General features: G+C 71.9%; 16 protein-coding genes. 9 read left to right on the top strand and 7 right to left on the bottom strand.

Annotated features, from left to right (window positions below):
- Positions 1 to 26: 26 nt before the first annotated feature.
- The 5 genes from ACQP2Y_RS15820 to ACQP2Y_RS15800 all read left to right on the top strand — a co-directional run bounded on the left by ACQP2Y_RS15820 (position 27) and on the right by ACQP2Y_RS15800 (position 8,094).
- Positions 27 to 365 (top strand): PadR family transcriptional regulator, encoded by a 339-nt coding sequence (locus tag ACQP2Y_RS15820; RefSeq protein WP_433728798.1) that lies wholly within the window; start codon positions 27 to 29, stop codon positions 363 to 365.
- The gene (locus ACQP2Y_RS15815) at positions 362 to 2,389 is read left to right on the top strand and encodes a hypothetical protein (RefSeq protein WP_433728796.1); all 2,028 of its coding nucleotides are present in this window, start codon (positions 362 to 364) and stop codon (positions 2,387 to 2,389) included. The genes ACQP2Y_RS15820 and ACQP2Y_RS15815 overlap by 4 nt, the downstream gene beginning before the upstream one ends.
- A gap of 70 nt (positions 2,390 to 2,459) precedes the next feature.
- Entirely contained in the window at positions 2,460 to 4,271 is a 1,812-nt protein-coding gene (locus ACQP2Y_RS15810; protein ID WP_433728794.1) for a multicopper oxidase family protein, read from the top strand.
- A gap of 22 nt (positions 4,272 to 4,293) precedes the next feature.
- Entirely contained in the window at positions 4,294 to 5,349 is a 1,056-nt protein-coding gene (locus ACQP2Y_RS15805; RefSeq protein ID WP_433728792.1) for a medium chain dehydrogenase/reductase family protein, read from the top strand.
- A gap of 45 nt (positions 5,350 to 5,394) precedes the next feature.
- Positions 5,395 to 8,094: an AAA family ATPase gene (locus ACQP2Y_RS15800; protein WP_433728790.1), complete on the top strand. Its 2,700-nt coding sequence runs from the start codon at positions 5,395 to 5,397 to the stop codon at positions 8,092 to 8,094.
- Here the strand turns inward: ACQP2Y_RS15800 and ACQP2Y_RS15795 are convergent.
- Positions 8,072 to 8,971: a hypothetical protein gene (locus ACQP2Y_RS15795; protein ID WP_433728787.1), complete on the bottom strand. Its 900-nt coding sequence runs from the start codon at positions 8,969 to 8,971 to the stop codon at positions 8,072 to 8,074. The genes ACQP2Y_RS15800 and ACQP2Y_RS15795 overlap by 23 nt on opposite strands.
- A 125-nt stretch (positions 8,972 to 9,096) precedes the next feature.
- Between ACQP2Y_RS15795 and ACQP2Y_RS15790 the strand changes: the two genes are divergently transcribed.
- Together ACQP2Y_RS15790 and ACQP2Y_RS15785 are read left to right on the top strand one after the other, a co-directional pair.
- On the top strand, positions 9,097 to 9,381 hold the full coding sequence (locus ACQP2Y_RS15790; protein WP_433728785.1) for a nuclear transport factor 2 family protein: 285 nt from the start codon (positions 9,097 to 9,099) through the stop codon (positions 9,379 to 9,381).
- Positions 9,290 to 10,045, top strand: a complete 756-nt coding sequence (locus tag ACQP2Y_RS15785) for a helix-turn-helix domain-containing protein (protein ID WP_433731961.1) — start codon at positions 9,290 to 9,292, stop codon at positions 10,043 to 10,045. The genes ACQP2Y_RS15790 and ACQP2Y_RS15785 overlap by 92 nt, the downstream gene beginning before the upstream one ends.
- 23 nt (positions 10,046 to 10,068) lie before the next feature.
- Here ACQP2Y_RS15785 and ACQP2Y_RS15780 read toward each other — a convergent pair whose 3' ends face one another.
- From ACQP2Y_RS15780 to ACQP2Y_RS15755, 6 genes are all read right to left on the bottom strand, one after another.
- Positions 10,069 to 10,581: a nucleoside deaminase gene (locus tag ACQP2Y_RS15780; RefSeq protein WP_433728783.1), complete on the bottom strand. Its 513-nt coding sequence runs from the start codon at positions 10,579 to 10,581 to the stop codon at positions 10,069 to 10,071.
- Positions 10,578 to 11,747: an ROK family protein gene (locus ACQP2Y_RS15775; protein ID WP_433728781.1), complete on the bottom strand. Its 1,170-nt coding sequence runs from the start codon at positions 11,745 to 11,747 to the stop codon at positions 10,578 to 10,580. The genes ACQP2Y_RS15780 and ACQP2Y_RS15775 overlap by 4 nt, the downstream gene beginning before the upstream one ends.
- 87 nt (positions 11,748 to 11,834) lie before the next feature.
- Complete coding sequence (locus ACQP2Y_RS15770) at positions 11,835 to 13,331, bottom strand: glycoside hydrolase family 36 protein (RefSeq protein ID WP_433728778.1); 1,497 nt, start codon at positions 13,329 to 13,331, stop codon at positions 11,835 to 11,837.
- Between the two features lie 91 nt (positions 13,332 to 13,422).
- Positions 13,423 to 14,769, bottom strand: a complete 1,347-nt coding sequence (locus ACQP2Y_RS15765; RefSeq protein WP_433728776.1) for an ABC transporter substrate-binding protein — start codon at positions 14,767 to 14,769, stop codon at positions 13,423 to 13,425.
- Positions 14,770 to 14,797: 28 nt separating this feature from the next.
- Positions 14,798 to 15,679 (bottom strand): carbohydrate ABC transporter permease, encoded by an 882-nt coding sequence (locus ACQP2Y_RS15760; protein ID WP_433728774.1) that lies wholly within the window; start codon positions 15,677 to 15,679, stop codon positions 14,798 to 14,800.
- 14 nt (positions 15,680 to 15,693) lie between these two features.
- A complete protein-coding gene (locus tag ACQP2Y_RS15755) occupies positions 15,694 to 16,575 on the bottom strand; it encodes a carbohydrate ABC transporter permease (protein ID WP_433728772.1) in 882 nt (293 codons plus the stop codon).
- 142 nt (positions 16,576 to 16,717) lie between these two features.
- Here ACQP2Y_RS15755 and ACQP2Y_RS15750 point away from each other — a divergent pair, with 142 nt between their 5' ends.
- Both ACQP2Y_RS15750 and ACQP2Y_RS15745 read left to right on the top strand, forming a co-directional pair.
- Positions 16,718 to 18,652: a DUF4832 domain-containing protein gene (locus ACQP2Y_RS15750; protein ID WP_433728770.1), complete on the top strand. Its 1,935-nt coding sequence runs from the start codon at positions 16,718 to 16,720 to the stop codon at positions 18,650 to 18,652.
- 35 nt (positions 18,653 to 18,687) lie between these two features.
- Entirely contained in the window at positions 18,688 to 20,037 is a 1,350-nt protein-coding gene (locus ACQP2Y_RS15745) for a DUF4832 domain-containing protein (protein ID WP_433728767.1), read from the top strand.
- The last annotated feature ends 59 nt before the right edge of the window (positions 20,038 to 20,096 follow it).

Raw genomic sequence — 20,096 nt, 5'->3', positions numbered from 1 at the left:
TGGCTAGGGTCCGCTACGGTGCCGGCATGGCAACTCCTCTCCGGGTCACCGCCGCCGTCTCCAAGGTGCTGGCCGCCTTCCTCGAAGATCCCGAGGTCGACCGCTACGGCCTCGACCTCATGCGGGCCAGCGGTCATCCCAGCGGCACGCTCTATCCGATCCTGCTGCGCCTGCAGAACGCCGGCTGGGTCGAGACGTACTGGGAGGACATCGACCCGGTCCAGGCCGGGCGCCCGGCGCGCCGCTACTACCGGCTCACGCCGGACGGGCGAGCGTCGGCGTACACCGAGGTCGCGGCGCTGCAGGCCCAGTTGAACCGGGGCCTGGCCGCGACGCAGCCGGCGACGAAACCGGCCACGGCATGAGGCCCGCGGACCGCTTCGCCCGCTGGTGCCTGGCCCGCGCCGCCCGGCGCTGGCCGGCCGAGCTGCGCGAGGAGATGCACGCGGAGTGGCTCGCCGAGCTGCACACGCTGGAGGCCGAGGGGGCCACGGCCAAAGAGCGCCTGCGGTACGCGTTCAGCCTGGTCGCCGCACCGCCGATCCGGGACGCCAGCGGGGCACCGCGCGGCTGGGGCGAATCGCTGGCAAACGGCGCTCCGGCCGTGGGCCTGGTGGTCGCCGCGCTGATCACGCTGTCCGTTTCCGCGTACTCCCACAACCTGGCCATCCGGTTGCTGGAGCTGATCGGCGTGGATCCGTTCTCACTCGGCGGCGAGTGGCTGACCTTCCTGGTCGGGGCCCTCATCACGCTGGCCTGGTGCCTGCCGGCCGGCCGGTGGCTGGGCCGGCGTTGGCCGTACTCGCGCTCCGGCCGCTTCGGTGCCGCCGGCCCGGCTGTGCTCGCACCGCTCACCTTCGCGCCGATGGTCCTGCTCAGTGCGGTTCCCGGCGGGGACATACCGTACGTGGCCGGCGTGCTGGCCGGGTTGCTGATCTGGGCGACCGGCATCGCGGCAATCGGTGCCGCCGCCGTACGGGCCGCCGGACGGGCCAGGGCGGCGGCGCTGATGCTGATCGGCGTACCGGTGGTCTGCGCGCTCGCCGCGGTGGCGTCCGCCGTGCCGCTCGCGCTGAGCAGCCGCGACTGGTCGGCCACGATGGTGGCGTCCTTGACCATGAGCGAGGCGCTCCCGGAATTCACGGAGATCATCGACGGGACCACCAGCCGCACGTTCTCCTACCAGGGCCCCTGGGCGCTGACGCTGGCCTGCTTCGCGGCTTTCACCCTGGCGTACGGCTTCGGTGCACTCCGCCCGCACCGCAGCAGGGTGGTGGCGCCGGTGCGGGTGGCACCCGCCGAAGCGCGGCCGATGCCGGTGGCCGTGGTGGTCGCCGGTGCCGGTGCGCTGGCCGTGGCCGTGATCGGCTGGGCGTACGCGTTGACCATCCTGACACCCGGCATGACAGACGTCTCGCTGTCCGCGCCGATGCCCGGCGGCGACGGTGAGCTGGCCATGTGGACCGCGGAGCTGCGGGCCACCGCGATCCTGCTGGCCGTGCTGGCCATGCTGGTCGTCACCGCCGACCGCCGGTTCGGCCCGGCCGCATCGTTGCTGGTCGGTGCCGGGTTGACACTGGCCAACGCAGTGCTGCACCGGCTGGATGTCACCGGGCCGGGCGGTCTGCGGCTCGCCCTGCTGGCCGGGGTGGTGCCGGTGGTCGCCGGCTGGCTGGTGTCCGGGGGCACGATGCCCGGCCGGCTGACCGGTGCCGCGCTGCGCCGGGTCACCGTCGGTGTGCTGATGGCTGCGGGCGTGCTGCCTCTGATCATGTTGCAGGGCACACCGGGGGTGAACCACCCGTACCTGCCGCTCGGGCTGAAGGTCACGACGATCGGCCTGGCCGTGGCCGGCATCCTGCTCGCCGTCGTCCCGGCGCTGGCCCTCAGCCGTCGCCCGGTGCCGGTCTGGGCCGCGGCACTCCTGCTCGGGTCGCCGATCGTGGTCACCGTCGGGGCCGGGCTGATCCCGCCGCCGCTGTCGGACGACGACACCGGGCCGGCCGCGTACGCCGCGTTCGTCGCCCTGCCGCTCGCGGTCGGGTGTCTCGCGCTGTTGCGCCGGCACCGGGCGCGCGGACGTGGCCGGACCGCCGCCCTGTGGGCCGCGCTGGCCGTGGCCGCTCTGCCCGGCACGCTCCTGGCGTTCCTGGCGGGTGGATTGCTGCTGTTCTTCGTGCCGAACCTGGTCTTCGACATCGACGGCAGCGGCTATTCGTTCGACGGGCTGTCGTACGTGCCCGGCACGGCGACGCTGCTCCTGCCGCTGGCGGCGCTGGCCGCGGCCCGCATCGACGGCGCGCCCGGCCCGGCCCGGCCGAGCGATCCGCCGCCGGTCCCGGATCCCGTGCCGCCGGTGGCATCAGCCCGGACGCCGGTCGCCGGCTGACTCCCGGCCGGGACGCGAATAGGTATGCCTTGCCGACGCGAGCAGCGCCGCGGCGGACGACCGTGGTGACGTGCAAGGTTCACTCATATTCGTCGACCTGACGCTCGCCGTCCTGACCCTCCTCGCCGCACCCCTCGCCGGCCTCCGGGCATCACGCCGCTGGCTGGGCATCCTCGCCGGTCTGGCGGCCGGCCGGCTGATCGCCGCCGGCCTCCTGCTGCTGACCGGCGGACTGCTGCTGGCCGACTCGCGGCTGTCCGTCCAGGTGCCGCTCGCGGTCCTGCCGGCGGCCTGGGCGGTGTGGCGGCCGACCCGGACGGCCGCCCACGTCGCCGCCGCGGGCTCGATGCTGTCCGTCTGGTGGCTGCTCGCCCCCTTCGCGCCCGGCGACACCCCCTGGGTGCTGGCCGGGTCGGTGCTGGCGCTCGCCGCGATCGCCGGCCTCTCGGTCGTGGTCGGCCGCTGGCGCGAGTCGCGGTCGCGCCTGTCCCGGCTGCCCTGGCTCGTGGGCGCCTTCCTGCTCGTTCCCGCCGTGACGCTGGTGATGGCCGGTCAGGCCAACGCGGCCGAGCCGGGCCACCAGCACGGCGGCGCCGGACATTTGAGCGTCGATCAACTCACCGGACCGCGGAATCAGCCGCCCGACGTACGGACCACGCTGGTGGCGGCCCGGACCCCGGTCAAGCTGGCCTCCGGTGCGACCGTGGACGCGCTCACCTTCAACGGCACCTCCCCCGGCCCCGAGATCCGGGTCAGGCAGGGTCAGCTGCTCGAGGTGACGCTGGTCAACACGAACGTCGAGGAGGGCGTGACCGCGCACTGGCACGGCGTCGACGTCCCGAACGCCGAGGACGGCGTGCCCGGCGTGACGCAGGACGCCGTCCCGCCCGGCGGCCGGCACGTCTACCGCTTCGTCGCGACCAGGGTGGGGACCTTCTGGTACCACACCCACCGCGACGGCCTGCTCAACGTCAAGAAGGGCCTCTTCGGCGCTCTGGTCGTGGCAGATCCCGCCGGCGCCGACGAGCTGGAACGTACCGTCTTCACCCACGTGTGGCCGGCTCCGAACGGGGACGTCGCCGCCCTCGACCGCGACGATCAGCCCGCCCGTCAGCAGGTGCCGGCGGGGCGCAACGTCCGGGTCCGCGCGGTCAACAGTTCCGAGGAGCCGCAGTCGATCACGGTGGGCGGTGCCCCGTTCCGGGTCGCGGCGATCGACGGCAACGCCGTGGCGGGGGCCACGCCGCTCGAGCCGGGAACGCAGCTCGTGCTGGCGGCGGGCGGTCGCTACGACCTCACCTTCACGATGCCGGCCGGTGCGGTGACCGTGGCCGGCGCCGGGAACGCCTCGCTGACCTTCAGTCCCGACGGCGCAGCGGCACCGGTCCGGGCGGACAGCGGGGAGCAGTTCGACCCGCTGACCTACGGCTCCGGCCCGGCGCTGCCCGCGCAGACCTACCAGCGGACGTTCGACCTGCGGCTGGACGACGGTTTCGGCTTCAGTCAGGGCCGCCTGTCCTACGTCAGCAGCCTCATCAACGGCAGGCTGTACCCCGCTGTGCCCTCGCTGGAGGTTGCCCGCGGTGACCGGGTCAGGATGCGCATCGCCAGCCGCAGCACCATCGAGCACCCGTTCCACCTGCACGGCCATCGCATCCGGGTGCTGTCCCGCAACGGTGAGCCGGCCACCGGCAGCCCGTGGTGGACCGACACGCTGAACATCAGCACCGGCGATGTCTACGAGTTCGAGTTCGTCGCCGACAACCCGGGCATCTGGATGGATCACTGCCACAACTTCCGGCACGGCGCCAACGGCATGATCATGCACCTCGCGTACCAGGGCGTCCGGACACCGTACGCCTCGGAGCACTCCCCCGAATAGCCTCACCATCGAAGGAGCCTTTGTGTCCGAGATCGGCGCAGACGTCATGACGGAGATCGTTCTTCCCGGCATCGTGAAACCGGATGGCCTCGAGGTCCGTACCCGCGCGATCCCCGCGGCCGGCCGCGGGCAGGTCATCCTGCGCGTCGAGGCCACCGGCGTCTCGTTCGCGGAGCAGCAGATGCGGCTCGGCCGGTACTACGGGCAGCCGCCGTTCCCGTTCGTCCCCGGTTACGACGCGGTGGGCAGGGTGGCCCGCCTCGGGCCGGGGGTCGACCCGGCGCTGGCCGGGCGCCGGTTCGCCGTGGTGACCAAGGTCGGCAGCTGGGCCAGTCACGTCCTGGCCGACGCCGACGCCCTGGTGGCGGTGCCGGACGGCGTGGACCCCGCCGAGGCCGAGACGGTCGTGGTCAACGGCGTCACCGCCCGCCAGCTGCTGCGGCTGGCGAAGGTCCGCGCCGGCCAGACCATCGTGGTGCTGGGCGCCAACGGCGGGGTGGGATCCACGCTGGTGCAGCTCGCCCAGCACGACGGCATCAAGGTCATCGGCACCGCGGCGGCGCGGCACCACCCGCTGCTGGACAAGCTCGGGGCCATCCCGGTCGACCACCGCGACCCGCACCTGTACGACCGGATCGCCGCGCTGGCCCCGGGCGGAGTGGACGCCGTCTTCGACCACCTCGCCGGGGACGGGCTCAAGCAATCGTGGCACCTGGTCCGCAAGGGCGGCACGCTCGTCTCCTACGGCACGGCCGCCCTGAAGGACGACTCCGCCTCGCCGCAGGCCGTCTTCCTGAGCCTGTTCTCCCAGCTGTGGATGTGGCATCTCTCGCCGAACGGCAAGGGTGCCCGCTTCTACAACTTCTGGGCCGGCGAACGGCGGACGGCGGCGTTCCGGGCGCGCCTGTGCGAGGACCTCACCGCGGTGTTCGCGCTGCTGGCCGAGGGCGTGCTCACCGCGCAGGTCGCCGCCACCTTCCCGCTGAGCCGGGCGGGCGAGGCCCTCGCGCTCGCCGAGTCCCGCACCGTCGCGGGCAAGGTCATCCTGGTGCCGGACCCGGCGACGGGTACGCCCTGAGCGATCGACGTGTCGGCGGTGCGCCGATCCCATACTGTCGGCGCCATGTTGACGCTGTCCTCACGACCCGACCGGCTCGTCGGCCGGCGTGCGGAAACGCAACGCCTCACCGAGCTGACCGGCCGGGCGGCCGCGGGCCACGGCGGCGCGCTCGTGCTGGCCGGGGAGGCGGGCATCGGCAAGAGCGCACTGCTGGGGTACGCGGCCCAGACGGCCGCGGCGTTCCGGGTGGTCCACGCGTCCGGTTCCGAGTTCGAGCAGGAGTTGCCGTACTCCGGTCTGCACCAGCTGTGCCTGCCGTTGCTGGACCGCCTGTCGGAGCTGCCGCCGCGCAGCCGCGACGCCCTGCGGGTGGCCTTCAGCCTGGCCGAGGGACCGTCCGACCCGTTCCAGATCGGCATGGCGGCCCTGGGCCTGCTGACCGCCGCCGCCCAGCACCAGCCCCTGCTGTGCCTGATCGACGACGCGCAGTGGCTCGATGAAGCGTCCGCCCAGGTCATGCTCTTCCTGGCCCGCCGGGTCACGACCGACCCGGTCGCGATGCTGTTCGGGGTCCGGACGCGGCCTGACCCGGACGGGTTCGGCGAGCTGCCCCGGCTGACCCTGCCCGGGCTGAGCGACGAAGAGGCCAAGACACTGCTCGTGACGCGCAGCCCGTTCCCGCTGGACGATCAGGTTCGTGACCGACTGATCGCCGAGGCCCAGGGAAGTCCGCTGGCGCTGCTCGAACTGCCCCGGGCCGGGGGTTTCGTGCCACCGGACGGGTCGAGCGTGCCGACGCGGATCGAGGACGGCTTCCGGTCCCGGCTGGACGGGCTGTCCCCGTACGCCCGGCTGCTGCTCATCGTCGCCAGCGCCGACCCGACCGGCGACCCCGGCCTGCTCTGGGCGGCCGCCGGCCGGCTCGGCCTCGACCTGACCGCGTCGAGTGACCAGGCCGCGAACACCGGGCTGGCCGAGTTCGGCCACCGCATCCGCTTCTGTCACCCCCTGGCCCGGTCGGCGGTGTACCGCGCCGCCTCGGCCGGGGAACGCCGCACAGCCCACGGCGCGCTGGCCGAGGCCACCGACCCGACCGCGGCCCCGGACCGGCGGGCCTGGCACCGCGCCCAGGCCGGCGCCGGCCCCGACGACGGCATCGCCGACGAGTTGGAGCAGTCCGCGGCACGGGCCCAGGCCCGCGGGGGCGTGGCCGCGGCGGCCGCCTTCCTCGAACGCTCGGTGGCGCTGTCGCTGGACCCCGCCCGCCGGACCGAACGGACCCTGGCCGCGACCCAGGCTCACCTGGACGCCGGGATGACCGATCGGGCCTCGGAACTGCTGGCCACTCTGGAGACCGCCGCCCTGGACGAGTACCAGCGCGCCCGCGTCGACCAGCTGCACGGCCGGGTGGCGTTCACCCGCCAGCGCGACGACACCGGGCCCAAGTTCATGGCCCGCGCGGCCCAGCGACTGTCCGCCCGGCACCCGGCGCAGGCCCGCGACTGCTTCCTCGACGCCCTCGAGATGAGCCTGGTCGTCGGCCGGGCCGGCGGGGTCATCCGCGACGTGGTGGCCACGGCCCGCGCCGCGGCGCCGGCCTCGCCCGCCCCGGACCTGCTGGATGCGCTGATCGAGCTGGTCTCCAGCGGATACCCGGCCGCGATCCCGCTGCTGCGCCGGACCCTGGACGGCGCCGGCGAGCCGCTGTGGGTGCGGCGGCCCGCGCTGGCCGTGATGGTCACCGCCGAGCTGTGGGACGTGGAGACCCACAGCACGATCGCCGCCTGGCTGGTCAAGCAGGGCCGCGAGTCCGGCTCACCGGCACTGCTGCAGCTCGGCCTCGGGCAGACGGTCATCGACGCGGCCCTGGTCGGCGACCTCGGCCGGGCCATCGCCGCCACCGCCGAGGAGGCCGCGATCGCGGACGCGGCCGGCGTGCCTCCCCTGGCCTACCACCGGCTGCACCTGGCCGCGCAACGCGGCCGGCGCCAGGACTTCCAGGACGTGGTCGACGCGCTCGACCGGGCACCGACGCGGGCCGGGCACGTGACGAACATCCACGCGACCGCGGCGACCCTCAACAACGGCCTCGCCGACTACCCGGCCGCACTTGCCGCGGCCCGCAGGGTCGCCGCCCAGGACGACATCTTCCTCACCGGGTCGACCCTGCCCGAGCTCATCGAGGCTGCCGTCCGCTGCAACGAGCACGCCGCCGCAGCCGAGGCGCTGGTGTCGCTCACCGAACGCGCCGAGGCGAACGGAACGAGCGTGGGCCGGGGCATCGCCGCGTACGCCCGAGGGCTGGTGACCGGCGTTGAGGACGACTTCCGGGAATCCGTGGAACTGCTCGCCGAGGGCAACCTGATGCCGTACCTGGGCCGGGCGCACCTGCTGTACGGGGAATGGCTACGCCGCCAGGGCCGCCGCCGGGACTGCCGGCCGCACCTGCACACCGCGTACGAGCTGCTGTCCAAGGCGGGCGCCGATGGTTTCGCCCGGCGCGCGGCCGACGAACTGCGCGCCACCGGGGAGAAGGTCCGCTCCCAGTCCGCGACGCCCTACGAGAAACTCACCATGCAGGAGGTCGCCGTGGCCCGGCTGGTCGCGTCCGGCGCCACCTCGAACGAGGTGGCCGGCCAGCTGTTCCTCAGCAAGCGCACCGTCGACGCCCACCTGCGCAGCATCTTCCGCAAGCTCGGCCTCACCTCGCGGCGTCAGCTCAAGGACCACCCCGGGCTGCTCACCGGTCGGCCCGCAGGGTGAGCAGCACACCGACCAGGACCGACCCGGCCAGGGCTGCGAGCGCGGTGAGCGTCAACCCGTCCGGCCGGATCAGCGGCTGCTCGCGCAGGGCCTGCCAAGTAGTCAGTAGCGTGATCCCGGCGTAGCCGCCGCCGGCCAGGAGCAGCAGCCGGACCTTGGCGCGCTCGGGCAGCCGCGGCGCGAACCGGATCATCGCCCACGCCAGCAGCGGCAGCACCTGCAGGGCGTGCAGGCCGATGAAGTGCCCGACGCGCAGATCGCCGCCGACCGTGCTCCAGCCGACCACGGGCAGCCCGGGCCCGCCGTCCGGCGCGCCGACGGTGTGCTGGTTGGCGCCGCCCATCGGGGTCGCCACGAGCAGGCCGAGCAGCGAAACCCCCACCCCCAGCGCGATCCCGGTGCGGGCCACCCGATCCGGGATACGCGCCCGCAGCACCGCGACAGCGATCAGCAGATGCGCGAAGAACAGGGCGATGATGGCCGCGAACATGACGTTCCACAACGCGGCGTTGAGCGGCGTGGACGTGTTGTAGTGGCTGGTCGTGCCGCGGATCACCTGCACGACGACGACGGCCATCTCGATGAACAGCGACAGCACGATGACGAAGGCCGACCGCTCGGCGAGCCGGCTGCGCCGCGGCAGCAGGGCGATGAGCCAGGCCAGGGCGAGTGCGTAGAGGAGGATGGAGACGGAGAACTTGAACGGCTTCAGCCAGATCGCGGCGCCGGTGAGCACGCGGTCGTCGGCGAGCAGACCGGTCGCCGTGACGACGGTGAGCACCGCCATGGCCGCGGCCAGCACCATCATGGGCCGGTTCCAGGAGCGAGCGCGGCTCAGCACCGCAGGCTCCGCTGTGTCGTGGGTCGAAAGTGCCATGCCCGCAGCCTGTTCGGGCGACCCGGCCCGCCGCGTCCGTAAGAGTTGCCTATTCCGCCGGGTTGAATTACGGGGTACAAACTGGCCCCGGCAGCCGGCCCCGCCCGTCACTACCGTTGCCCACCATGGATTTCCCCGTGGTCGAACGGCTCATCGACGCCATCAACGCGCACGACCTGGACGCGCTCACTGCGACCTTCGCGGACGACTTCACCAGCACGTGGCCCGCTCATCCGGCCCGCTCGTTCAGCTCACCGCAGCAGGTGCGCCGGAACTGGGAAGCGGTCTTCACGCAGTTCCCGGAGCTTCGGGACCGCGCTGCGCGTACTGCGCGAGCGTGTCTCTCCGGAGTCCGCCGGCATACCGCCCTCCCTGCCCCGCCGGCGCCGGGTCCCGGGCCTGCGCCGTGACGAGCTGGCCGGCCGGGCCGGTGTCTCCGCGGAGCACCTCAGACGCATGGAACAGGGCCGCCGCCGGCCGTCGCCGAACGTCGTCGACGCGCTGGCGGCGGCTCTGCGGCTGAACGCCGACGAACAAGGCCACCTGCGTACCCTCGCCGGGTTCGCCCCGCCCGCGGACCGCGCCGGCCTGGTGCCGCGTGAGATAACTCCCGCGGCGACCCGGATGCTCGAGCGGCTGACCGAGGTGCCGGCCTGCGTCTGCGACGCCACCTGGTCGGTGCTGGCCGGCAACGCGCGCTGGGACGCGTACGGGTGCCCGGCCGGCGCGGCGCACGGCCGCGACCGGAACATGGCCTGGCGGGTCTTCACCGAGGCGCCGACCGACGTCTTCCGGACGCCGGAGCACCTCGCCGCCGTCCGCGCGTCGATGGTCACGGGTCTGCGGGCCGCCGCACACCGTTATCCGGCCGACCCGCGGCTGCGGCCCCTGATCAGCGATCTGTACGCCCGCGGCGGCGCGTTCGCCCGCCTGTGGGACGGTTCGCCCGACCCGCCGGACAGCCTGGACCGGCTGGACGTGCCAGACGGGCGCGGCGGGCGGGCGTCGTTCGACAAGGACGTGCTGACGGTGTCACCGGGCGATCTCCGGCTCGTCGTCTTCACCCAGCCCTGATCGGCGTGGCGCACGACGCGGCGTCACACCGGCGGTTCCGGCAGCGCCACGAGTGTGTCGGCCCAGCTACGAAGACCTGATGCGGGGGCGCGATCCCGATAGCGGCGGAACTGGTCCTGCACCTCGGCACGGCGGATGCCGCCGGTGATGGTGGGTGCTGCGTACCAGGGCAGGTCGGGGCTGGTCGGCCACGTTGCCGCGACGGCGGATCCGCCGTCCGCGGGAGACTCGAGCCCGTAGTAGATCTCGTTCACCTTGAGAGCCATCGCCGCACCGACGCACATCAGGCAGGGCTCCAAGTTGACCGCCAGCCGCACGGGGTGGGGGCGTGGCCCCCAGCCGAGTTGCTCGTCCGCCGCGATCATCGCCAGGAGGTCGGCGTGGACCAGCCGGCGTCCCAGCGAGATGTCCCGGGTGAAGGCGCTCGAGATGATGCGGCCGCCCATCTCGACGACTGCCCCGATCGGGATCTCGCCCTGCCTCATGCCTTCCTCGGCGACGTCGATGGCGGCACTGACCAGGTAGTCCGGCGTCATCGACGGCGGGGGGCCACCGGGGCGGAGAGGCCGGCGCTGAACAGCCGGTCGTCAACCTCGTTGAGGGCCATCTTCAGCGCCCCGAGGGCGACCGCGTCCGCCCCCAGCGTGGAGGCGCGCACCTCCGGCATGCGCAGGCACAGGCGCTCGAGTTCGCGGCGCAGCGGGTCGAGCATCAGGTCGGCGGAGCGGGAGAAGCCGCCACCGAAGATGACGACCTGCGGGTCCAGGGTCAGCACCAGCGCGGCGGTGCCGACGGCGAGGTCCTTGACGTAGCGGTTGACGGCACGGTGGGCGGCCTTGTCGCCCTCGCGGGCGGCGTTGAAGACCCAGGCGGCGGCGTCGTCGGGGCCGACGGTGTCGGGGACGCCGGGACAGTTCTGCAGGTGGGCGGGGGCGTCGAGCCAGCGGACCTGTTTGAGGGCGCCGATCTCGCCCGCGGCGCCGCCGAAGCCGCGGCGCAGGATGCCGTCGATGATCAGGCCCGCGCCGGTGCGCATGCCGGCGAGCAGGTAGACGATGTCGTTGGCGTCGCTCGCCGCGCCCTTCCACCGTTCCGCCAGGGTCGCGAGCTTGCAGTCGTTCTCGACCAGGATCGGGCAGGCGAACCGGCCGCCGAGGTGGGCCGTCAGGTCGACGCTCTGCCAGCCCGGCAGCGGGGTGAAGAAGCTGGTCCGCCCGGTGGCGTCGACGGCGCCGGTGACCCCGACGGTGACCGCCCAGATGTCGGACGGGGTCATGCCCGCCTCGGTCAGGCAGGCGTTGATGACCGCGTCGAGCTCGGCGAGGCGAGCGACCGGGCCGGCGTCCGCGGCCACCGAGTGGCGCAGGCTGCGCACGATGTTGCCGTCGAGGTCGGCGATCAGGGCCAGTACTTTGTGCGCCCCGACGTCGACGCCGATCACGTGGCCGGCGGTGGCCCGGAACTGGTAGCGGCGGGCGGGCCGCCCGACGACGCTGTTGGCCCCGGGCTCCAGCAGGCTGGCCCAGCCGTCGGTGACCAGCCCCTGAGCGATGACGTCGACGGCGGGCCGGGACAGGCCGGTGCGCTGGGACAGCTCGGTGACGGTGGCCGGCGGGTGGGCGCGCAGCGCACGCACGACGCTCAGGGAGTTCAGCTCACGCAGCCGGGGCAGGTCCGCCCCGGCCGTCACCAGTTCCGTCAAGGTATGTCCCTCATCGTTGAGCGGCGGGTAGCCGCCCAAATACGCTTCGAGCTTTACAAAACAGCGGGGGGATCGCAAGGCGCCGGGTCAGGTGATCGGGTACGCCTGCGCGGCCGGGGTGATCGCCGGGGCGAAGTCCACCTCCCTCCCATCGACGGTGTAGACGTAGCGGCTGCGTCGCCGGATCTCCGGTCGCGCCGCCAGATACGTCCGCAGGTCGTCGAGCTCGGTGGCGCTGAGCCAGCTGGGCGGGTCGGACAGGGCCCGGAACCGGCAGATGTCGGCCAGGTCGCGCAGCCAGCCGAGCTGCTGGTCGGTCAGGAGGTTGAGGCGGCTGCGGAAGTACACGACGTCCGGGTCGACCTCGGTGAGCGGCTGGTGCCAGAGCCGGTGCACGGTGTTGACCACGGCGTTGCGGGCCATGGCGTCGGACGGGTCGTCACTGGCGTAGTTCTGCCACATCGGGGCGACGTCGGGGCCGCTGCGCAGGCCGTCGAGGATGCCGAGGGACGGCAGCAGGATGGCGCCGCTGCCCAGCAGGTAGACGTCGTCCCCGGCGACCTGACGGATCAGCGTGAGGGCGTCGCGGTAGGTCTGCTCCCGTTCGGCGCCGTCGGCGCGTACGCCCGGCACGGCGCCGGCGTTGATGAAGTCCAGCTTGAGGTACTTGAACCCCCAGTCGTGCACGACCCGGTGGATCAACTCGGCGAGGTGGTCGAGGGTGGCCGGCCGGGACAGGTCGAGGGCGTGGTAGCCGGTCCCCCAGTTGTTCCCGGCGACCACGAGCTCGCCGCGGGTGTCGCGGAGCAACAGCTCGGGGTGCTGCTGGGCGAACCGCGAGCCGGGCAGGGCGATGAACGGGGCCAGCCACAGCCCGGGGGTCATGCCGGCGTCGCCGATCCGGTCGGCCAGCGCCCGCATGCCGGCCGGGAACTTGTCGTTGGGCTGCCAGTCGCCGACCATCCGCTCCCAGCCGTCGTCGACCTGCACGACGTCGAAGGGCAGGCCGTGCAGGTCCTGGAGGTCCTTGGCCAGCTGCTGCTCGGTGATCGCCTCGTAGTACGCGTACCAGGAGCACCAGACGTTGCCGGCGCGACGGCTGCGGCTGCCCAGCCGCCCGGCCAGCTGCCTGGTGTACGCGGCGAACACCTCGTCCTCGGGGCCGTAGGCGGCGAACCAGGGCTGGGCGCCGTGTTCGTACCAGCCGGCCAGGGTGTCGTGGTCGGCGGCGAGGCGGGCGGTGCCCAGGCCGAGCCCGCCGAGCAGCAAAATGTTGCCGTCGCCGCCGTCGAGGGCGGCCACCGCGGAGGAGTGGTGGCGGGTCGGGTCGTCCCAGAGGTCGTCGTCGGCGGTCAGGCGCCGCCGCGGGTCGGCGATGCGCAGCGGCGGTTCGCTCAGCCGCCGCCAGCCGCACGGGCTCCAGGAGTTCTGCCCGTGGCGGTAGAACAGGGCGTCGCCCAGTTCGTGCAGCAGGGCGACGCGGCCCGGCGGCAGGATCAGGCCGCCGTCGGCTGCCTGCGGGTGGCCGGGGCCTTCGTGTACGAGGGCGAACGTGCGGCCGGCCAGCTCGATGAGCGATGCCATGGTTCTCCTTGGCGGGGTGTGCGTGGTCGGGTGCGGGCTCCGGCGCGGCGGGCGGAGGCTGTTCCCGCCGCGCCGGACTGCTCGGCCGGTGCTACTTGAACAGGGCGTTGACCTGCTCGTTGGCCTTCTTCAGGGCGGTGGCCGAGTCGCTCTGACCGAGCACCGAGGACTGGATGGCGTCCTGGACGATCTGGCTGATCTCGTTGCCGTGCTCGGTGATCGGCAGGAAGAAGGTGCCGCCGGGGGCCTGCGCCTCGTCGACGAACGGCTGGACGTCGCGGCCCTTGCTCTTGTGGGCGGCGAGGGCCTTCTCACTGGCCGACTTGATGGCCGGGAACACCGCGGCGTTGCCCCCGACGATGTCCTGGCAGCCGGAGGAGGCGAGGAACTTGACCCACTTCCAGGCCTCGTCCTTGTGCTCGGTGCCGGCCCAGATCGCGTCGGACAGCCCGTTGATCGGCGTCTTGCGGCCCTGCGGCCCGGCCGGCAGCGGCGCGAACGCGAACTTCGCCTTGGCCCCGTCGCCGAGATAACTGTTGATCATCCAGGAGCCGGCGGTGGTGATGGCGCCCTTGCCGGCGTTGAGCAGCGCGTCGCGGCTGAGCGTGGACGACTTGTCCAGCGGAGGGCTGTAACCCTTGGCGATCAGCGACTTGAACCACTCGATGGTCTGGGCCAGCCTGGGGTCGTCGTACTTGTACCGGCTGCCCCACGGGTTCTTGTCGAGATAGGTGAAGCCGTCGGCGGCGGCGAAGATGCCCCAGCCGTTCTGGCCCTGCGCGCCGTCGCCCCATTCGGGCAGGTAGCCGTACGTCTTGATCTTGGTCTTGTCGAATCCGGGGTCCAGGCCGTTGCGGCCGCCGGTGTCGACGGTGGCCCGGGCGATGATCTTCTCGAAGGCGCCGCCGTCGGTGGGGTTCCAGCTCAGCTCCTTCAGGTCGGCCGGGGTGATGTCCTGGGCCTTGAGCTGGTCGGTGTTGTAGACCAGCGCGATGGTGTCCCAGTCCTTCGGCAGGCCGTAGCGCTTGCCGTCCTTGGTGAACAGGTCGGCCAGGCCGCTCTGGTACTGCGACAGGTCGATCTTGTCCGCGGTCACGTACGGCTGGATGTCGAGGATCTGGCCCGAGCTGACGAACTGCGGGTAGTAGGAGCCCTGGTTGGTCCACACGTCGGGGGCTTCACCGGCGGCGAGCTGGGTGGTGAGGCCCTGCCAGTACTGCTCCCACGCGGACTGGGTGATCTGGATCTTGATGTTCGGGTTGGCGGCGGTGAACGCGTCGGCGCACGCCTGGTAGGAGGCCTTCTGGTTGTCGTCCCAGAGCCAGTAGTCCAGGGTGACGGCACCACCGGCGTCGTCGCCCGAGCCGGAGCAACCGGTCAGGCCGGCCGCGATGGCCAGCGCCAGCAGTGCCGCACCGGCACGCGTCTTACGGATCATCGGATTCTCTTCTCTGCGGGTTGGGGGTTCACTTGCTGCCGGTGAAGTTCAGGGACTGGACCAGGCGCCGGCCGACGAAGCCGAGCAGCACGAGCACGGGAACGACCGACAGCGTCGAAGCGGCCATCAGCCCGGTCCAGTCCGGCTGGGTGTTGGGCGACTGCTGCAGGAACACGCCGAGCGCGACGGTGACCAGGCGGTTGTCCTCGCCCCGGCCGACCAGCAGCGGCCAGAGGTAGTCCTTCCAGGCCCAGACGGTCGTGGTCATCCCGATGGTGATCAGCGGGCCCCGGCTCATCGGCAGGGCGATGCGCCAGAAGACGCCCCACGGGCCGTTGCCGTCGAGGATCGCGGCTTCCTCCACGTCGCGGGGCAGCGACAGGAAGAACTGGCGGAGGAAGAACACGGCGAACGGGGTCATCAGGATCGACGGCGCGACCATCCCGGCCATGGTGTTGATCAGGCCGAGATCCTTCACCAGCACGAAGTTGGGCAGCAGCGTGAAGATCGGCGGCACCATGAGGGCGCTGATCACGACGGCGAAGGTGAGGTCGCGGCCGGGGAAGCGCAGCCGGGCGAAGGCGTAGCCGGCCATCGCGCAGAACAGGGTCTGGCACACCGCGATCAACGTGCAGTAGACCACCGAGTTGAGCAGGTACCGCGCGAAGTGCAGCTGCGCGCCGGAACCGCCGGCGGCGCGCGCCTCGGCCTCGGTGGTCAGGCCCAGCACCCGGGCGAAGTTGATCAGGGTCGGATCGTGCGGCAACAGGCCGGCGTTGTCGGTGTAGAGGTCGGCGGCGGGGGTGAGCGCCGTGCGGACCATCCACCAGAACGGAAAGACGGTGACCACGATGACCACGGCCAGCAGCGTCCACGCCAGCAACCGGCCGGGACTGAAGGTCTTGCGCATGTGTGTCAGGCCCCTTACGCCAGGTCCGAGCGGGACGCACGCAGCAGGCGCATCTGGACGGCGGTGAACACGCCGAGGATCAGCGCCAGGCAGACGGCCGCGGCGGCGGCGTATCCCAGGTGGAAGTACTTGAACGCCTGCTCGTAGATGTAGAGGTAGATGACGCGGGTGGCCGAGGCCGGGTCGCCCTGGGTGGTGACCGCGACGGTGTCGAAGATCTGGAACGAGCCGATCAGCGAGACCACCAGCACGAGCGCCAGCACCGGGCGCAGCAGCGGCAGGGTGATGCGGTGGAACATCCGCCACTCGCCGGCGCCGTCGATCGCGGCGCTCTCGTACAGGTACTGCGGGATCTGGAGCATGCCGGCGTACAGCAGCAGGGCGGTGTAGCCGGTGTAGGCCCAGGTGTTGATGCCGGCGACCGACGGCATGGCCAGGGTGGCGTCGGTGAGGAAGCCGACCGGGGCCAGGCCGAACGAGGTGACCAGGTGGTTGACGAATCCCAGGTTGGTGTCGAGCAGCCACATCCAGAGCAGGCCGATGGTGACGTTGGGGATCAGCCAGGGCACCAGCAGTGTGGCCCGTAACAGCACCGAGCCGGTCAACCGGTGCATCAGTGCCGCGATGCCGAGCGCCAGCACGGTCTGGGAGACGATGTTGAGGACGACGTACCAGGCGGTGACCCGCAGGGAGTGCCAGAACTGGTCGTCTGCCAGCAGCTTGGTGTAGTTCTCCTCGCCCACGAACGAGGGCGTGTTGAGCATGGTGTAGTCGGTGACCGAGTACCAGGCGCCGCGGGCGGCCGGATAGCCGTAGAAGATCACGAAACCCGCCGCCACCGGCAGCAGGAACCACCACGCCGCACGACGGTCGTCGCGCTGTTTCGTCGAGCTCATCGGTCGCCTCATATCCGGATCCGGGTTGGCTCTTGCCAGCCGCCCCGTTCTCGAATAATGATGTAGACCTTCAATATTTTGTCAATACCTCTTCGAAATGAGCCCGTAACGTTGATCCTCCCGACCCCCATCGGAGATCCCCATGAAGTCAGCTCGCCCCGCCCTGGCCGCTCTCGCCGTCACCCTCATCGGGGCCGCATCGGTCCTGCTCGCCCCGGCCGGTGCGCACGCCGCCCCGGCCGGCCCACCGCCCCGCCCGGCGGCACCTGCCACCCCTGACCCGGCACTCCAGGCCCACCCGCTGACCGCGGCGCCCGGCCCGGTCGACAACCCGCTCAAGGGGTGGGCGAAGTTCTACTCCCCCGGCGCCGGCCAGAACGTCGGCTATCCGCACTCACTGACCTGGGGATACTTCGGCCTGTCGGAAATCATGACCAGCGCGTCGAGCTGCGGCAGCTACAACTGGTCCATCGTGGACAGCATGCTGGCCGAGACCGCGACCAACGGTAATCAGGCGGCGATCCGCATCTACCTGACCTACCCCGGCGGCACCGGCACCCACCCCGCCAACGCCATCCCGCCGTGCTTCAACGGCAACGTGGCCAACCGCGCCGACACCTACTGGAACGTCACCCACCCCGACTACGACAGCCCGTTCGCGATCACCGCGCTGAAGAACTTCATCGCCGCGTTCGGCGCCCGCTACGACGGCGATGCCCGGCTCGGGTTCATCCACCTGGGACTGGTCGGACTGTGGGGCGAGTGGCACACCTGGCCCTACGACACCGACACGGCCGACGGGCGGCCCAACTACATGCCCACCGACGCCAACGGTGCCCAGCTCGTCGCCGCGTTCGACAGCGCTTTCAACCGTACGAAGCTGGAGATCCGGTACCCGGACGTCGCGGGCGGGGCCGCCAACAGCCGCGACATCGGCTACCACGACGACTCGTTCTGCTACCGCGAGGGCTCACCGCTGCAGGGCGTGACCCTGCCCGCGTCGCTGGGCGGAGCGTCGTACTCGCAACTGACCCGGACCCTGGCCGCCGGCATCGAGAACAAGTGGATCACCAACTCGATCGGCGGCGAGCTGCGGCCGGAGATCCAGTCCACCGCGTTCCAGTACTGGCCCGGCGGCTCCGGAGCCGTCGACAACCTCAAGGCCTGCATCGAGCTGCTGCACCCGACCTGGATGATCAACGAGCAGAGCGGCAACTACGCCGCCGGCGACGCGAACGTGGCCGCCGCCGTCCGGCTGATGGGCTACAACCTCAGCGTCGACAACGCCTACTACACCAACACGGCCGGCGCCACGGCCAAGGTCGGCGTCCGGATCGCCAACACCGGCGTGGCGCCCTTCTACTACCCCTGGACGATCACCCTCGGCCTCAAGAACAGCGCCGGCACCGTCGTCGGCACCTGGGACACCCCCTGGGACCTGCGCACCGTCCAGCCGCTGACGATCCGGAACTTCCCCGAGTGGAACGCGGGCGCCGACCCCAGCTACCGCGACTTCGGCCACCGGCAGTACTTCCAGCACAGCGTGAACCTCTCGGGCGTCGCCGCCGGCACCTACCAGTGGGTGCTGCGGGTCAAGAACCCGCTGGAGTCCGTCACCGCCAACGCCAAGAAGCTGCGCTTCGCCAATGCCACCCAGCAGTCCGACGGCTGGCTCGGCCTCGGCACCGTCACCGTCGGCTCCTCGAACGGCGGCTCCCCGGTCAGCTACGAGGCCGAGGCCGCGGGCAACACCCTGACCAACGGCGCCGTCGTGGCGGCCTGCGCGGCCTGCTCCGGCGGCTCGAAGGTGGGCTACATCGGCAACGGCGCGGCGCTGACCGTCAACGGTGTCGCCGGAGGCACCGGCGGGGCGCGGCCGGTGACCATCCACTACTCGTCGGCGGTCACCCGTACGGCTGTGGTCAACGGGCAGACGGTGACGTTCGCCCCGACCGCCGACTGGAACACCGTCGGCTCGACCACCGTGACGCTCAGCCTGCCCGTAGGCACCACCGCCATCACCATCGCGAACCCCACCGGCTGGGCCCCCGACATCGACCGCATCACCGTCGGCTGACGCCCTCCCCGACCGCCTTCGACTGAGGAACCCACATGCGCAGATCAAGACGCGCCGTCGTCGCCCTCCTGACCGCCCTCACCCTGACCGCCGGCACGCCGGCCGTCGCGAATCCGGCGTGGACGTCGCTGTCCTACGCCTCCGCCCCGGCGGACAACCCCCTCAAAGGCTTGCTGCCCTTTGCCGGCGACTACCAGACCTTCCCGCACAGCATGGAATGGTTCTACCTGCCGCTGAGCGACGTGATGACCGGACCGCGAAAGTTCGACTGGGCGGCGTTCGAGACGCAGCTGGGCGCCATCGCCGGCCGCGGACACCAGGGCGTGTTCCGGTTCTACCTCGACTATCCCGGCCGGCCCAGCGGGATCCCGCGGTACCTGCTCGACCAGGGGCTGCTCACCCGCCCGTACACCGATTTCGGCAACGACGGCGTCAGCGTCGCCCCCGACTACAACGACCCCCGCCTGGTCGCGGCCCTGGAGACCTTCATCTCCGCCCTCGGCCGCCGCTACGACGGCGATCCGCGGATCGGCTTCATCACGCTGGGCCTGATCGGCTTCTGGGGCGAGTGGCACACCTGGCCGCACGACGGCACGACCGAGCCGGAGAACTGGATGCCGGGCGACGACATCCTCGCCCGGATCCTGCACCGCTACGAGGCCGCGTTCGACGAGACCCGGCTGCTGGCCCGCTATCCCAGCGCGCAGAACAAGAACCTCGACATCGGCTACCACGACGACTCGTTCGCCTTCGAGACCCTGCCCCCCACGTCCTGGCACTTCGTCCAGCGGCTGATCGACGAAGGCGTCACGGACAAATGGCGCCGCCAACCCATCGGCGGCGAGCTGCGCCCGGAGATCCAGTCCTGCCTGTGGGACCAGCCGGTCAGCTGTACGCAGTACGAGGACTACACCGCATCCGTGGCCCAGACCCACGCCTCCTGGCTGATCAACCACGCCGCGTTCACGGGGACAGGCTTCACCGGCGACAAGTACCAGCGGGCCGTAGCCGGGGCGAAGTCGCTGGGCTACGAGCTGACCGTCACCGAAGCGAAACTGACCCGCGACCGGGTGTCGGTACGCATCGCGAACCGCGGCGCGGCACCGTTCTACTACGACTGGCCGGTCGAGCTCGCCGCCGTCGACCGCTCGGGCCACGTCGTGCGGCGCTGGCCCACCCGCTGGACCGTGGCCGGCATCCAGCCCGGCGAGGAGCCCACCCAGCTGTCGTCCCGGATCAACACCCGGGGCCTGCGCCCGGGCCGCTACGACATCGTCATGCGCCTGCCCAATCCCATGTCCGGCGGTATTCCGCTGCGCTTCGCCAACACCGGTCAGGACACCACGTCCGGCTGGCTCACCCTCGGCTCCCTCAGGGCCCGGTAGCGCGGTCCGGTGCCCGCCGGCAGCTTCGGCGGGCACCGCCACCGCCTGCGCCCTCGCCG

It is taken from the genome of Actinoplanes sp. CA-051413, from assembly GCF_050955795.1.
GTDB lineage: Bacteria > Actinomycetota > Actinomycetes > Mycobacteriales > Micromonosporaceae > Actinoplanes.
This window is presented reverse-complemented; position numbering and strand designations above follow the sequence as displayed.